The organism is Candidatus Planktophila sp. (genome assembly GCF_044232745.1).
Taxonomy (GTDB): domain Bacteria; phylum Actinomycetota; class Actinomycetes; order Nanopelagicales; family Nanopelagicaceae; genus Planktophila.
Window position 1 is genome coordinate 1 of record NZ_JBIILI010000020.1, and the last position, 15,941, is coordinate 15,941.

General features: G+C 46.2%; 9 protein-coding genes and 2 tRNA genes. 2 read left to right on the forward strand and 9 right to left on the reverse strand.

All coding sequences use genetic code 11. From position 1 onward, the window contains the following. From AC9UGD_RS06160 to AC9UGD_RS06175, 4 genes are all read right to left on the reverse strand, one after another. On the reverse strand, positions 1-7,854 hold a 7,854-nt coding region (locus AC9UGD_RS06160; RefSeq protein ID WP_509570985.1), incomplete at its 3' end, for an Ig-like domain-containing protein. 159 nt (positions 7,855-8,013) lie between these two features. Beyond that, a tRNA-Arg gene (locus AC9UGD_RS06165) sits at positions 8,014-8,086 on the reverse strand. A 155-nt stretch (positions 8,087-8,241) separates the two neighbouring features. After that, positions 8,242-10,254, reverse strand: a complete 2,013-nt coding sequence (locus tag AC9UGD_RS06170) for a bifunctional metallophosphatase/5'-nucleotidase (RefSeq protein WP_509570987.1) — start codon at positions 10,252-10,254, stop codon at positions 8,242-8,244. A gap of 75 nt (positions 10,255-10,329) precedes the next feature. After that, entirely contained in the window at positions 10,330-11,598 is a 1,269-nt protein-coding gene (locus AC9UGD_RS06175; RefSeq protein WP_509570990.1) for an FAD-dependent oxidoreductase, read from the reverse strand. Positions 11,599-11,674: 76 nt separating this feature from the next. On the opposite strand from AC9UGD_RS06175, the gene AC9UGD_RS06180 reads away from it, so the two are divergent. Then, positions 11,675-12,466 (forward strand): GerMN domain-containing protein, encoded by a 792-nt coding sequence (locus AC9UGD_RS06180; protein ID WP_509570993.1) that lies wholly within the window; start codon positions 11,675-11,677, stop codon positions 12,464-12,466. Positions 12,467-12,471: 5 nt separating this feature from the next. Here the strand turns inward: AC9UGD_RS06180 and AC9UGD_RS06185 are convergent. After that, positions 12,472-12,560, reverse strand: a tRNA-Ser gene (locus AC9UGD_RS06185). Positions 12,561-12,623: 63 nt separating this feature from the next. Between AC9UGD_RS06185 and AC9UGD_RS06190 the strand changes: the two genes are divergently transcribed. Further along, entirely contained in the window at positions 12,624-14,066 is a 1,443-nt protein-coding gene (locus tag AC9UGD_RS06190) for an aminopeptidase P family protein (RefSeq protein ID WP_509570996.1), read from the forward strand. An 11-nt stretch (positions 14,067-14,077) separates the two neighbouring features. Here the strand turns inward: AC9UGD_RS06190 and AC9UGD_RS06195 are convergent, their stop codons facing one another. The 4 genes from AC9UGD_RS06195 to AC9UGD_RS06210 are packed head-to-tail and all read right to left on the reverse strand — an operon-like array spanning position 14,078 to position 15,879. Continuing rightward, entirely contained in the window at positions 14,078-14,413 is a 336-nt protein-coding gene (locus tag AC9UGD_RS06195) for a fluoride efflux transporter FluC (protein ID WP_509570999.1), read from the reverse strand. Then, on the reverse strand, positions 14,410-14,763 hold the full coding sequence (locus AC9UGD_RS06200) for a fluoride efflux transporter FluC (RefSeq protein ID WP_509571008.1): 354 nt from the start codon (positions 14,761-14,763) through the stop codon (positions 14,410-14,412). The genes AC9UGD_RS06195 and AC9UGD_RS06200 overlap by 4 nt, the downstream gene beginning before the upstream one ends. Continuing rightward, the gene (locus tag AC9UGD_RS06205; RefSeq protein ID WP_509571002.1) at positions 14,760-15,113 is read right to left on the reverse strand and encodes a phage holin family protein; all 354 of its coding nucleotides are present in this window, start codon (positions 15,111-15,113) and stop codon (positions 14,760-14,762) included. Before AC9UGD_RS06205 ends, AC9UGD_RS06200 begins: the two co-directional genes overlap by 4 nt. 7 nt (positions 15,114-15,120) lie before the next feature. After that, on the reverse strand, positions 15,121-15,879 hold the full coding sequence (locus AC9UGD_RS06210) for a succinate dehydrogenase/fumarate reductase iron-sulfur subunit (protein WP_509571005.1): 759 nt from the start codon (positions 15,877-15,879) through the stop codon (positions 15,121-15,123). Positions 15,880-15,941 lie beyond the last annotated feature (62 nt).

The window sequence follows — 15,941 nt, forward strand, 5'->3', positions numbered from 1 at the left end:
TGCGCCTTCATCAATAGCTGTTGCAAGAGTGAGCACCACAGTTGAGCCTGAAACAACGGCGCTAGATACTGCAACTGGGCTTGCATTTGCTGCGATCACATAGGCGCCTGTGGCAGCAGTTGTTGCATATAGTGGCTCGCTATAGGTCAATGTCAGGGTCAATCCATCTGCAGCAAGAACTTTGCTGATCAATGTTGGTGTAACGCCATCAATAACAATTGCTTTGTTCGCAGCGATTGATCCAGATGCCGCAGGCACAGGAAGAGTTAACTGCGCTGCGTTTCCAAGAGAATCACTTATTGAGCCGCTATTTAGCGCCAATGCTGATGTTGATAAGTAATCCAAATCGGACGATGTATCCCCTGCTTGAACCACATAAGTGAAAGTCAGCGATGTAGTACCAGACCCAGAAACGTAATTAACAACTCGATCTGTTGGGCCTGTTTCCAAAGTCAATTGCGGTGTACCTGTAACAGTAGCTGCTTCGCTTAAAGTTACTTGAATAGAAATGGAATCGCCAACTTTATAAGTACCGTTTGTGGTGCTTGACGACACCCCAGTTACATTTGGTCCTACCGCGTCCACAAGAATCGCCTTCGCGTTTCCTAATGAATTTGCTCCGCCAGGTGATGCCAGAGTAAGCGTCGCAGCATTTCCTCCTGCATCATTTATTGTTCCAGAATTTAGGTCCAACGCAGATGTTGAAAGATAGTCAAGATCCGAGGTTGAATCGCCGGCTTGAATAACATAATCAAAAATCAGGGTATTGGTTCCAGATCCAGATGCGTAGTTACCAGTTCTATCTGTACTGCCAGTTTCTAAAGTTATCTGTGGAGTTCCAGTTACAAGAACTGCTTCACTAAAAGTTACTTGGACACGAATCGTGTCTCCTGTTTTATAGGATCCATTTGAGTTGCTAGCACTTACGTTCAACACAGTCGGAGCTGTTGTATCAATGGCAATGGCCTGATTGGTAGCAAGGGAGCCTGCTGCGGCAAGTGCTGGAAGTGTCAGGGTTGCAACATTTCCACCAGTATCTTTAATCGTTCCACCAGAGAGTGCCAGTGAAGTTGTTGCTGCATAGTTCAAATCAGCTGCAGTATCTCCTGCTTGAACTGTGTAGGTGAAAGCTAAAGCATTTGTTCCTGACCCTGATGCATAGGTGGCGCTGCGGCTAGTTGGTGTTGTGTTGAGCGTCAATGTGGGGGTGCCGGTAACTATTGCCACCTCGCTGGTTGCAACAACAATGGTGATGACATCTCCTGCTTTATATGTTCCATTTGCAGTAGTAGATGTAACACCGGTAACTGTTGGCGCTGTTGTATCAACTGTGATTGCTAGCGCTGTGGAGGTTGCGCTATTGCCAGAGGAGTCAGTGTCGGTAACAGAGATGGTCCAATCACCATTGGCAAGGGTGGCTAATGTGCAACTGCCTGCAGAGAGTGTGCAAGAGACACTAGTAGAGCCATCTTTTGTTGCAGTCAAAACAGCAGTTCCTGCAAAGCTTCCGCTGACAGTAAATGTTGGGGTGTTATCTGATGTGATGTTATCTGTGGCCAATACTCCAAGATCAGAGGCTGTTGCAAGATCTGGGGTGGCAGGGGTGGCAATGGCAGTTGCGTTAATAACAACACCTGTCAGCGCAGTTGATGAAGTTGAGTCAACACTATTGATTGTTTGTTTAACCGCAACCGAATAGGTCTGGTTGGCAAGTGCTGGTGAGAATGTGCAGGAAGCAGTTGTTGCAGCGGCGGTAATGATGCATGTAACGGGCGAACCGCTGGCTGGAGTTGCAGTCACTGTGATAGTTGCTCCAACAGTCAGGCCGCTTAAATCAAATGTTGGGGTGTTATCTGCTGTGGTGTTATCTGTGGCCGATGTTCCAGTATCTGATGCTGCTGCAAGATCTGGAGCAGATGGGGTGGCAACTGTTGTTGTGAAATCAATAGTTGAAACAGTTGAGCTATTAGTTGCTGCATCTTTGACAACAACATATGCCTTGTATGCAGTTCCAGGGCTTAACCCTGTGAGATTTGCTGTGTTGGCGCTAGCTAGCGCTGAAGATGTCCCTTTAGCAACTGCCGTTCCTTGAGCTGCAACAGCGGCGGCAGAAGGTGCTGCATCAGTTGCTGCATAAATAAGGTAGTAATAGGTTCCAGCCTTGCTGGAGGTGAAGTTTAATGTGGCAGTAGTTGTAGCAAGAGCAGATGCGCTAGTAAGTGAAAGAACCGGAATGGTGCCATCGACAACAATTGCTTTTGCACCAGCAATATTGTTTGCACCAGTTGGCAATGTTGTTGCAACCATTGCATTTCCTGCAATATCGACAACGGTCCCTGCAGTAAATGACGATGCAGTTAGATCAGATGAGACATCTCCTGCTTGAACGGTGTAGGTGCCGGTAAAGGCGGTTCCATTGGCAGAGGCGGTCATCGTCACCGTTTGATCAACTGATCCTGTTTCTAAAGTGATGGTAAATGTTGAACCTGCCTGGACAATTTCAGAGGCGGTTGCAGTAATAGTAATGAGATCACCAATTTTGTAGCTGGCGTTGGCAGTACTAGATGAAATCGCAGTAATTGTCGGGGCCGTTGTATCAATGACAATGGCTTGATTGGTAGCAAGGGAGCCTGCTGCGGCAAGTGCTGGAAGTGTCAGGGTTGCAACATTTCCACCAGTATCTTTAATCGTTCCACCAGAGAGTGCCAGTGAAGTTGTTGCTGCATAGTTCAAATCAGCTGCAGTATCTCCTGCTTGAACTGTGTAGGTGAAAGCTAAAGCATTTGTTCCTGACCCTGATGCATAGGTGGCGCTGCGGCTAGTTGGTGTTGTGTTGAGCGTCAATGTGGGGGTGCCGGTAACTATTGCCACCTCGCTGGTTGCAACAACAATGGTGATGACATCTCCTGCTTTATATGTTCCATTTGCAGTAGTAGATGTAACACCGGTAACTGTTGGCGCTGTTGTATCAACTGTGATTGCTAGCGCTGTGGAGGTTGCGCTATTGCCAGAGGAGTCAGTGTCGGTAACAGAGATGGTCCAATCACCATTGGCAAGGGTGGCTAATGTGCAACTGCCTGCAGAGAGTGTGCAAGAGACACTAGTAGAGCCATCTTTTGTTGCAGTCAAAACAGCAGTTCCTGCAAAGCTTCCGCTGACAGTAAATGTTGGGGTGTTATCTGATGTGATGTTATCTGTGGCCAATACTCCAAGATCAGAGGCTGTTGCAAGATCTGGGGTGGCAGGGGTGGCAATGGCAGTTGCGTTAATAACAACACCTGTCAGCGCAGTTGATGAAGTTGAGTCAACACTATTGATTGTTTGTTTAACCGCAACCGAATAGGTCTGGTTGGCAAGTGCTGGTGAGAATGTGCAGGAAGCAGTTGTTGCAGCGGCGGTAATGATGCATGTAACGGGCGAACCGCTGGCTGGAGTTGCAGTCACTGTGATAGTTGCTCCAACAGTCAGGCCGCTTAAATCAAATGTTGGGGTGTTATCTGCTGTGGTGTTATCTGTGGCCGATGTTCCAGTATCTGATGCTGCTGCAAGATCTGGAGCAGATGGGGTGGCAGGCGTCAACGTAACTAGTCCAGCTGATGCAGCTGAGATATTTCCTGCAAGATCCACTGCATAAGCTCTATAAGTTCCAACATTTAGTCCCGTAAGTGCAAGAGTTGTATTTGTATTAATTGTTGCGATTGCAACCCAATTCCAGAGCGCACCATTCGCGGTATTAATACTTGCTAAATCTGTAACAGTTATACCGGTATTGACTAGGTAAATGCCTGCTGGAGTAGCAGTTCCTACTTGATTGCTCTGAACAGAAGCATTACCGCTAACAAGCAAGGAGGCAGTTGTAAGGGTGGCTGTTGGTGCAACAGTGTCTATAACAACACCACTTAACGGTGATGAGTTGCCTGAATCAACACTATTTATTGTTTGTTTCACCAGTACTGAATAAGTGCCATCTGGTAACTCTGAAGAAAACGTACATGATCCTGTCGTAGCAGTTGCTGTGAATGTGCAAGTAACAGGTGTTCCGCTAGCGGGCGTAGCTGTCACCGTAACTGTTGCACCAACTGTCAAACCTGCTAAATCAAATGTAGGTGTTTTATCAGAGGTGGTCTTATCAGAATTTGTTGAACCCGTATCTGATGCAGTTGCTAAGACAGGGGCAGGTGTTGGGGTAGAAGGTGTAACTGTCAAAGTTCCACTTGAAGCCGCTGAAAGATTGCCGGCAGCATCTACTGAATATGCTTTATAGGTACCAGGTGTTAATCCAGTTGTAGCAAGGGTTGTTGATGCGGTTGTAACTACCTTAGAAGTTTGTAGAGTTGAAGCAGCTCCCGTGATGCTTGCAAGATCTGTAACTGTAACTGAAGTGTTAACCAGGTAGAGAGTTCCAGCTTTAGTACTTTGCACAGTTGCCGTTGCCGGTGCGATCACAGATGCAGTTGTAACGGTCGCTGAGGGAACAACGCCGTCGACGACAATTGCTTTTGCGCCAGCGATATTGTTTGCACCCGTTGGCAATGTTGTGGCAGTCATTGCATTTCCAGCCACATCCACAACTATGCCCGCAGTAAATGCAGTTGCAGTTAAATCAGCAGTGAGGTCTCCTGCTTGAACGGTGTACGTGCCGGTAAGGGTGGTTCCATTTGCACCGGCGGTCATTGTAATTATTCGATCTGGAGTACCTGTTTCTAAAGTAATCGTAAAGGTCGAACCAGCTTGGATAATTTTAGATGCGGTTGCCGAAATTGTTATTGCGCTACCGAACTTGTAGGTGCCGTCTGTGCTACTTGATGTAATCGCGGTAATTGTTGGCGCTGTTGTGTCAACTGTAATTGTTAAATCCGGTGAGGTCGTGCTGTTGCCTAAGGAGTCAGTGTCAGTAACAGAGATGGTCCACTCACCATTGGCAAGGGTTGCTAATGTGCAACTACCTGAGGAGAGTGTGCAAGAAACACTGGTTGAGCCAGCTTTTGTTGCAGTCAGAACAGCAGTTCCTGCAAAGCTTCCGCTGACAGTAAATGTTGGGGTGTTATCTGCAGTGGTGTTATCTGAGTCTGATACTCCAAGATCAGAGGCAGCTGCAAGATCTGGGGTGGCACCTATTGTCCTGAAATCAATGGTTGAAACAGTCGAGCTATTAGTTGCTGCATCTTTGACAACAACATATGCCTTGTATGCAGTTCCAGGACTTAACCCTGTGACATTTGCTGTGTTGGCACTAGCTAACGCCGATGATGTCCCTTTAGCAACTGCTGTTCCTTGCGCTGCAACGGTAGCGGCAGAAGGTGCTGGCTCAGATGCTGCATAAATTAGGTAGTAATAGCTTCCAGTTTTGCTGGAGGTAAAGTTCAGTGTCGCTGAAGTAGAGGCGAGGGACGATGCGCTTGTAGCAGAAAGAACCGGTGCGGTGCCATCGATAACAATTTCTTTTGCACCAGCGATGTTGTTTGCACCCGTTGGCAATGTTGTTGCAGTCATCGCATTTCCAGCAATATCGTCAACTGTGCCCGCAGTAAATGCAGTTGCAGTTAAATCGGCAGAGGTATCTCCTGCTTGAACGGTGTACGTGCCGGTAAAGGCGGTTCCGTTGGCAGAGGCGGTCATGGTCACCGTTTGATCAACTGAACCTGTTTCTAAAGTGATGGTAAATGTTGAACCGGCTTGGACAATTTCAGAGGCGGTTGCAGTGATTGTGATGGTGCTGCCCAAGCCAAATGTTCCGTTTAAACTACTTGAAGATAGTGAAGTGATTGTCGGTGCAGCAGTGTCAATTACGATTTCTTTTGCACCAGCAATATTGTTTTCACCCGTTGGTAAAGTAGTAGAAGTCATTATGTTGCCGACTTCATCGCTTGGTGCATTTGTGAGCACATATGAACTCACCGTTAGGTCTGCACTATTTTTTCCAGAACCAACTGTGTAAGAACCAGCAAGTGTAGCTCCGAAAGAAGAGCTTGTTAGAACAACCGTTTCACCAGTATCTAAAGTGACAGTAATCTCTGCATCAGCGTTTACATCTTCACTTAATGTAGCTGTAATGTTTATCGTCGAACCAGCCTTATAAGAGCCATTAGAAGTCGTTGAAGAAAATCCAATAAGAGTAGGTGCGGTTAGATCCGTATTTAAAAGGATTTCGGTGGTTAAATCCGATGTGCCTGTTGTTGATTGTGTAACGCCGTCAACTGTGCTGGAACCCACTACAACTGATCTCATAAATAAACCAGTGTCGTCTGCTGTTAGCACATAACTAGAACCATTTGCTCCTGGAATAGTCGTGCAGTTGAAGGGAGAAGTTGCTGACGTGCAACGCTGCCAAGAGTATGCCAACGTTACAGCGACAGGGTGTGCCGTAAATGCGACTTGAGATGTTAGAGCGAACCCTGTCGTTAGTCTCCCGGTAGGTGCAGAAGTAGTTGCAACAGTCGTAGCAATTGAACGAGTAGCTGAAATACTTCCGCAAGAACTGTTGCGTGCCGCAAGACTTACTCCTGAAGAGTTTCTTGCTCTCGTATATGGGGCAAATTGTGATGAATACCAACTAGTTACTGCGTAAGAACCGCTGTTGCCAGATGCACCCGGTATGACCGCAAAATTAACACCATCGTATGAATATTCCCAGCTTGTTATCTCTCCTCCATTATTCGAAGCCGAGAAGGTTACGGTTGCATTTGATCCGCTGCATGAAGTTGAATTTGATACACCCGAAGGAACACCGATATATGTAAAACCCCCGCTTAGTGTGCTTGCTAATGTGCTTGGGTTGGTTAAAACTATGTTAGAAGCTCCTCTGGACTTCGCAGGTGTTAGACATGATATTGATGTTGATGAATTAAATACAACGGAAGTACAAGTGGAACCTCCGATAGTTACCGTTGCACCAGAGACAAAGTCAGTTCCAGTTAGAGTTATTGATGTTCCCCCAACTGTTGTTCCAAATGTTGGAGAAACGCTTAATAAAGTTGGAGGCACTGCATAAGTGAAAGAGGAAGATAGTGTTGATGAAATTCCACCTTTAGTGACAACCACGTCTTTGGCTCCAGCTGTCCCCGCAGGAGTCGTACAGCGAATTTGACTGCCGCCATTGAGGCTTGGAGAAACACAGGCGTTTCCACCAATTGTTACTGTGTATGTTCCAGAAAAACTCGATCCGTTAATGGTTATGAGCGTCCCACCGTCTGTAGTCCCACTAGCCGGCGAGACAGAAGAAATCGCATGAGTAAAGTTAAAACCACCAGTTAAAGTGCCCGATAGAGCGTTGGGATTAGTCACAACGACATTCGCGGCCCCAACCGAACCTGTTCCAGTTCTACAGGTCAATGAAGTTGAAGAAACGAAGACCACAGATGTGCATGTACTGCCACCAATAGTGACAGTAGCTCCAGAAACAAAATTGCTTCCGGTTATGGTTACTGATGTTCCGCCAGCACCATTGCCTGAATTTGGCGCAACACCAGTTACGGTTGGTGGGGCTGCGTAAGTAAATCCGTTTGTTAAGGTAACCGAACCTGATGACTGCGTAACAACAATATCTTTTTGACCTACGGTTCCAGCAGGTGTTGTGCAATTAATTTGTGTTGAATACAGCGCAATGCTTTTGCAGGCATTTCCACCAATAGAGACCGTGGTGGTTCCGCCATTTATACCTGAAACTCCAATAACTATTGCAGTTCCCCCGGCGGTACTACCAGTGCTTGGTGTAACTGTGCCAGTTAGCGTGAAGGTTGCAGCAGCCTGAGATGGGGTTGGTATTAACGCACCAACACCAATCAAGGAGAAAGCAAGTAGAAGCGAAACAAAACGATTGATTGACCGCTTACTAAGAGCGAAACCAAAAGCCACGTTTACCTCTTTATTGGGATCTAGGGTGAGGTACAAACGGTAGGGCGAGGGTGATTGCAAGGCCAGTAAAAATGATGAAATTTAGGTATCTCATCCCTAAACTTCACCTGTAAAAAGAAGAAAAGCCCCCGGTGTGAAAGGCACCGAGAGCTTAACTTGTGCGCGCGAAGGGATTCGAACCCCTAACCTTCTGATCCGTAGTCAGATGCTCTATCCGTTGAGCTACGCACGCTTATTTATTTGTGAAGTGCAATAGTACCTGCTTTTTATGCAGCACCCAAATGCTTTAAAGCCCTTATAAATCAAGGGTTTTTAGGCGTAAATCTAATTGAAGCACAACAAAGGGCGCCCGAATCATCGGACGCCCTTTGTGTGATTACTTAACTATTAGCCAACTTTTTTAATACGACCATCTGCTGCAGGAACTTGAGTTACCTTTCCTGCGGCCATGTCCGCCTTAAGTGCATCTACAAATACATCTAGTAGCGCACCCTTTACCTTGGCTTGTGCTGGTGAGAATACATTTACATATCCATCGCCACCGTAGATTAGGAAGTCAAGAGTAGTAAGTGTGTACTCCTTTGAATCCTTTGCGATTTCTGTTCCATCAAGCTTTGTAACAGAAACAATTCTGCTTCCAATTGGCTTTGATGCATCAAATGAATACTTGAGTCCTGAGACCTGTGCGAAGCGACCATCACCTGGATAATTGCCACCGACACTGTTTTCAAGTGCCTTCCAAAGATTTGCACCTGTAACAACTGTTGTTGCGATCTGGTTACCAAATGGGAACACAGTGAATGCATCACCAAGTGTTACATCAAGTGGGCCAGTACCTGTACGCACGAGTGCTGTATTGGCCGGTATGTAAGTCTTCGCAGGGAATGTATCGCGGATACCGCCACCATTCTGAATTGCAAAGTCTGTCTTGTACTTAGCACGCATCAAGTCTGCGATGTAGCTACCCATTGGTGTTTCGCCTGAACGTTCTACCGCTGGTGATCCACCACGTGGGAATACTCCTGAAACTTGACCGATCTTTACATCAAGTTTTGCAGATAGTTGATCCTTGTACTTCTTAACCATTGCAGCAGTTGCTACATCTGCAGTTGAAACAGTAGATGCAACACTTGTATTAATAGTTGCTGACGCAGCTTTCAACACATGCTGGATTGACTGACCAACAACTTTTCCAGACTTGATACAAATCTGTGTACGTGTGTATTCAACACCCGCGTTACGAACCTGTCCTAGAACAGTTGGTGCAACACGTGGTCCGCCTGGGATTACTGATGCAAAAGTCTGGTGGCTGTGACCACCATAAATTGCTGCAGCACCCTTGATTTGTGAGGCAAGAGAGTTAAACAGTCCCTTTGCAACGCCATCTGCGTTTTCCAACCAACCTTGGTGGATCATTGCGATAACAACATCAGCACCAGCTGCCTTCGCCTCAGCGATCGCCGCATTAATTCCGACTACGCCTGGGTTAATTGTGATTGTTTTCTTGGCTCCTGCTGCATCTTTGTAATCAAGGTTGCCAGGAAATACCTGCTCGATTGTCTCTGGTGTATTAGATCCAACTACACCGATCTTTAGACCACCGCGATTGATGATTGTGTAATTCTTAGCTTGCTTTGTGCCTGACTTCAGAGCATCTAGTGCGCCATCGCTGTAGTTAGAAACTACCCACTGAAAATCAGATGCACCAATCATCTTGTTGAGGTGATCAATATTGCGATCGTGTTCATGGTTTCCAAAGACTGATGCATCTAGCTTCATCGCATTCAATGCTTCAATTGTTGGCAACTCTTCAAACTCTGTTGAGATTGGAGGTGCTGCACCGATGTTGTCACCAGATGAAACTGCGATTGTTGCTTTATTTGCGGCGCGATCTGCAGCCCAATTGCTAGTTAGAAGTGCGGCTCCAAATGATGTGCCTTCAATAGCACCGTGTAGGTCGCTTAGCTGTAGAACCTGAAGGGCCTTGTTGGCTGAACTTCCAACAGTTGCTAACTCTGCAGCTGTGTAGCTTTTCTTAGATGCAGTTGGCTTAGAAAAACCATATGCATTCACAGCTTGCACAACAGGTGTACCTGCTGGCTGTCCTTCAACAACTGGCATTGTTACGACAGAGTTATTTCTGATTGGAACAAAGATTGGGCATGAACCCGCACCAGCAGAAACAACGTGCCCGATAACACCTGGTGCAACTTCTGCACCTGCTACCCAGCGAACAACGACGCCACTTGCGCCAATATATGAAGTGACATTTGTCGGAGCGTTAGGCAATGAATATGTGTTTGCCTGCGCTGATGGCACTAGTAATGAAACTAGTAGCGATGTAGCCAGGGTAAGTGAACCCAGGCTAAAGATTTTGCGTGATGAGAGGGTTTTATTCATAGGTGCATCCTATTTATACAAAGATTTCGCTTTGCATGTTTTTAGGTTACGAAATGGTTGCGAGAGGGTAAAAAGCTAGAACCCTGCCTGCTTTAACAGCTCTGTGCGGTCCACACTCTTAACCCGAGGTTTACCCTTTGCTTCACCGGCTGCAACTTCGGCTTCATTGATCTTTTGCCAATGATGCTGTGAAACAACAACCTGATGGGTTAGTAGCTCTGAAATATCGCCCGCACCTTTGGGGCTTTTTAGATCTTCAACAAGTAACTGCATAACTGCTGCTGCATCTGATTTATTCGTACCAATTACCCCTGATGGCCCGCGCTTTGCCCAACCAACAACATACAGATTCTCATTTACTCGGCCATCGTTATTTACAACCTTGCCATTTTCATAGGGGACGCCGTCGATACCGTGTGCCTGATAGCCAATCGCTGTAATAACAAGGCCGCACTTAATAGTCACATCGCCGTTAGGGGTTGAGTACACAACACCTTCGACCCTATCTGTGCCAAGGATTTCCTTTGGTGTGTGCTGGAAAAGGAATTGCATTGTGCGTTCGTGTTCGTGTTTTGGATTTTCAGCGATTAATAACATCGCATCCAAATTACTCTTCACATCTTTTTCAGGCTCATCCCCTGCGCGCACTATCGCCGCTTCAATATCGCTCTTGTCCATAATTACATTTGTATGTTCCAACTTCGGAAGTTCGCGCAATTCAGGTGACGTAAATGCTGCATGTTCTGGCCCACGCCGAGCACTGATATACACCTTGCGAATATTGCTGTTCTTGAAGGCATCGATTGCATGATCTGCTGTGTCGGTTGGGTCTAGCTCACTTGGTTCTAGCGCCAACATGCGTGCAACATCCATTGCAACATTTCCGGCACCAATAACAACTGCGGTATCTGCATCTAGCGGAGTATCCACGCCGACAAAATCAGGGTGCGCGTTGTACCAAGGCACGAAGGTGGCCGCAGATAGTGAACCACGCAGGTTTTCACCAGGTATACCTAAGGTTTTACCGTAAGAAGATCCCGTAGCGATGATGACGGCGTCATACTTTTCTTGCAGCTGGGCAATAGAAATATCGCTACCAATTTCAACATTTGCAAACAATCTAAAGTTTTCATGTGCTGCAATTTTCTCAAAAACCTTTGACACTGTTTTGATCTTTGGATGATCAGGTGCAACACCGCTTCGAACTAAGCCCCATGGTGTTGGAAGGCGTTCGATCATGTCGATTGCAAAAGCACGATCATCGTTAGCAAGGTTTTGCAAAGCTTGCGCGGCAAAGTACCCAGCCGGTCCCGCACCCACAATTACAACCTTATAGTTCGACAAAACCGCTCCTAGATCGTCTGGTTCAATGAGGTAACTCTATCGGCTCAGTTTAAGGCAGGCGTGTTATCGTCTATTTATGAAAAGAATCGCGCTGCTTATAGCCTCTTTATTGCTGTTGACGGGTTGCTCTCAAAACACACCTGAGAAGCTTTGGGAAGATGGCTTGCCGGTAAAACTTTATTTTGTAGCAGATACTCCTCGCGGTTTAAAACTTTTCTCTGAAGAACGTTCATTTGCTTCCTTCGATGATATGAATCTGCAAGTACTTTCAGATCTTGTTTCTGGAAAAGTTGCGCCGTTAGATCCTGATTACACAAACCTTTGGGGCGCAACCAACACCGTTAACTCTGTAACTGTTAATGGGTCAGTTGCCACCGTTGACCTAGGCGCGATTTCCTTGAATGTTGGTGCTGAAGCAGAACAGCGCGCAATCGATCAAATTGTTTGGACTCTGACCTCTCTTGCTCCTGCCGTTAAGTCTGTTGCTTTCACAGTAAATGGAAAGACCGTTGAATCCTTTGCAGGCCATGTCGATACAACTGCTCAGTTTGCACGTGCAATTGGTTACGAGGTCTTGAACCCAATTCAGATTTTATCCTTAAATGAAGGTGCAGCATTAACCGCTCCACTTACTGTCTCTGGACAGGCTTGTACCTTTGAAGCAAATGTCGTGTGGAAGCTACTGCAAGGTGAGACAGTTGTTAAAGAGGGTTTCACAACCGCTACATCTGGTTGTCCAGATCGCGGTGACTGGAGTATTTCCTTTGAAGATCTAAAAGCTGGTGAATACACAATTCAAACTCTTGAATACTCGGCTGAGGATGGGTCCTTATTCGCTAAAGATGACAAAAAATTTACTGTTAAATAAGTCTGCGGAGACGAGGAGATTTGAACTCCTGAAGGCTTTAACACCTTACCTCGTTAGCAGTGAGGCGCACTCGACCGGGCTATGCGACGTCTCCTTGTACGGGTGAAGTTTACCGCAATCAATAGGCTCCGCTACTCCCGCCTTGTAGGCTAGATATATGGAGAATTCAGATAAAGCTATAAACACAGGCGCTAAGCGCGTTTATGATGTTGCGCCCTCCGAAATGTTTGGCGAGTTCATGAAAACTGGATGGGCGCCAACACCTTTAACTGGAATTCATCAAGATGAGGTTATTGCCCATTGCATCGACCGACGCGAGAAGTTATCTGCGGCATTTACGGGATTGCGTTTAGTTCTTCCAAGTGGGGCAGCAAAACAACGTAGTAATGACTCATTTTATTTGTATCGTCCGCACACTGCTTTTGCTTACTACACCGGTGCGCAGGGTGTGGAAGCAAATCCTGATGCTGTTTTAGTGATGGAACCAAGTGGATCAGGCCACGCGCCAATTCTCTTTATAAATCCGCGATCAACTCGCGACACATCTGCTTTCTATACAAATGTAAGAGATGGTGAATTGTGGGTTGGCCGCAGATTTACAACTGAAGAAGCATCGGAGCGTTACGGTATTGAAGTCCGAAAGATAGATGAATTAGAAGCATTTCTAAAGGGAGGTAAGGCTGCCGCTCTTCATGGTTTTGATGAGATCGTGGATTCGACGGTTAAGGCGCATGCACGAGATGCTGAATTAGTTGAATTTGTTTCAGTTGCGCGGTTGATTAAAGATGAGTACGAAATACGTGAAATGCAAAAGGCTGTCGATGCAACACATCGTGGATTCAATGATGTTATTCGTGCGCTGCCTGCCGCAATATCAACACCACGTGGAGAACGAGTTATTGAGGCGGCTTTCTTTGGTCGCTCACGTATAGAAGGAAATGGTCTTGGGTACAACACAATTGCTGCAGCTGGTTCGCATGCATGTGTACTGCACTGGGAGCGTAACGATGGCACAGTCAAAAATGGTGATCTCTTGTTGGTCGATGCCGGCATAGAGGTCGATTCGTATTACACAGCAGATATCACCAGAACGTTGCCTATCACTGGAAAATTCACACCGGCACAACGTGCTTTATACATGCTGGTGTACGAGGCCCAAAAAGCTGGAATTGCAGCGGTAAAACCGGGTGAAAAGTTCTTAGCAATTAACAAAGCTAGCCACACGGTTTTGGCACAAGGATTAATTGATATGGGTATTCTAAAAATGAGCCTTGAGGAAATTTTAGATCCAGCCGTTGGTTTACATAAGCGCTGGACTTTGCATGGCGTCAGCCACATGTTGGGTATGGATGTTCATGATTGTGCACATGCACGCGCAGAGCAGTACCGCGATGGAATTTTGGAAGTTGGAATGTGTTTAACGGTTGAGCCTGGTCTTTATATCCAGCCTGATGATGAACTATTTCCTGCTGAATACCGCGGTATCGGCATCCGTATCGAAGATGATGTTGTTGTTACAGAAGATGGTTGCCTTAACTTAAGCGAGCATATTCCTCATCACCCAGATGAGATTGAAGCCTGGATGGCATCTCTTCGTTAATTTCCTTGTAACTAGGCTAGTTGTATTCCTACCCACGCAGCTAACAAGCCGAAACCTAAAGACATGACAAGGTTTGCTGCTGCTTCTTTATGACGTTTTAATTCATAAGCAAGATAGATATCCAGCATAAATGTTGACCATGTTGTAAATGCCCCTGCAAAGCCAATTGCAAACAAATCAAAACCTGCTTCTGCTCTACCGTAAGTAAAACCAAGAAGAAATGATCCGACAATGTTTACCGTAAAGATTCCGTAAGGTTTAGTTGTGTAGGTACGGATTTTTTGATCTATAACAAATCGCATAGGCCCACCAATTGCTGCACCTAGAACAATTAATGCCAGCTTCATGAACGCACCGGAATCAATTTACGTGCTAATGGCAAAACAACAATTACTGCAATAAGTGAAAGAAATACATTAAGTGCTAGAAATAAAGCTCCGCCTTCTTTTGGTTCTAGCGAGTGAGCTGTGACTGCTGAAAAGGTAGTAAATCCTGCGCAGAATCCTGGCAGTAAAAGTAAGCGTAATTGGCTGATTCCACGACGTTCCATCAAAACTAACAAGGCTGACGCTAAAGCAACGCCCGCAACATTTGCGATTAAAGTTCCTTGGCGATCATCGGGGAAGATTGCCCCGATTCCGTACCGTGCCAAAGTTCCAGCGATACCGCCCGCAGAAACCAGCGCTAGGGATTTCAGAGTGGAAGAGCTTTCTTACCGACGCTAGAAACAACTCTGGTAACTAGGGAAATTACAACTGCCGCAAAAATAGCTGACCAAAAGTTGTTAACATCCAACTTGTCGCTCCAGCGTGCAACCAACATCAGCATTGCTGCATTAACAACTACAAGGAAAAGTCCCAAAGTTAATATCACAGCCGGCAATGTTAGGAGCTTTAACAACGAGCCTAAGGTTGCATTGAGTAAACCGAAGAGCAGGGCAACCCAAAGATATGTTGTAAAACCGCCTTTGACATCGATTCCGGGAATGAGCGCAGTGGCCACCCAAAAGGAAAGTGCTAACGCGGCCCAGCGGACCAATAACTTCATAAAGAAATTATAGACCTTCGCGCTTGCGGATCTTTGTACCTAACCAGCGAACTGGGTCGTACTTAATATCTGCAACACGTTCCTTCATAGGAATAATCGCGTTATCGGTGATTTTGATGTGTTCTGGGCACACTTCGGTACAGCACTTGGTGATGTTACACATTCCAAGACCGTGCTCTTCTTGCGCAGTCTTTTTGCGATTCTTCAACATATCAAGTGGGTGCATATCTAGCTCTGCGATACGGATAAAGAAGCGAGGGCCAGCAAATGATTTCTTGTTTTCCTCGTGATCGCGCACAACGTGGCATACGTCTTGGCACAAGAAACATTCGATGCACTTGCGGAACTCTTGGCTTCGCTCAACATCGATCTGCTCCATACGCGCTTCACCCGGAGCTAAATCCTTAGGGTGCTCATAAGCAGGGATTTCCATTGCTTTTTTGTAGTTAAAAGACACATCTGTCACTAGATCTTTAATGATCGGAAATGCGCGAAGTGGTGTAACTGTGATGGTTTCTTCTTCACCAAATGATGCAACCTGTGTCATGCAAGCAAGACGTGGCTTTCCGTTGATCTCCATCGAACACGATCCACATTTGCCAGCCTTACAGTTCCAACGAACTGCTAGGTCACCCATTTGTGTTGCTTGCACGCGGTGAATTACATCCAGGACTACTTCACCCTCGTTGGCCTCAACAACTACATCTTTCAGGCCACCGTCAGTTGAATCTCCACGCCAAATGCGAAGTTTAATATTGCGCGCCATTAGTTGGAACCGCCTTTCGCAATTTCTTCCGGTGTCATGTATTTCTCCAGCTCATGAATATC

What these genes read in the sequence shown, in the direction of transcription:
- AC9UGD_RS06195 (WP_509570999.1), bottom strand. Translation starts at nt 14,413, where the DNA reads ATGAAGCTGGCATTAATTGTTCTAGGTGCAGCAATTGGTGGGCCTATG.
- AC9UGD_RS06210 (WP_509571005.1), bottom strand. Translation starts at nt 15,879, where the DNA reads ATGGCGCGCAATATTAAACTTCGCATTTGGCGTGGAGATTCAACTGAC.
- AC9UGD_RS06205 (WP_509571002.1), bottom strand. Translation starts at nt 15,113, where the DNA reads ATGAAGTTATTGGTCCGCTGGGCCGCGTTAGCACTTTCCTTTTGGGTG.
- AC9UGD_RS06190 (WP_509570996.1), top strand. Translation starts at nt 12,624, where the DNA reads ATGGAGAATTCAGATAAAGCTATAAACACAGGCGCTAAGCGCGTTTAT.
- AC9UGD_RS06170 (WP_509570987.1), bottom strand. Translation starts at nt 10,254, where the DNA reads ATGAATAAAACCCTCTCATCACGCAAAATCTTTAGCCTGGGTTCACTT.
- AC9UGD_RS06180 (WP_509570993.1), top strand. Translation starts at nt 11,675, where the DNA reads ATGAAAAGAATCGCGCTGCTTATAGCCTCTTTATTGCTGTTGACGGGT.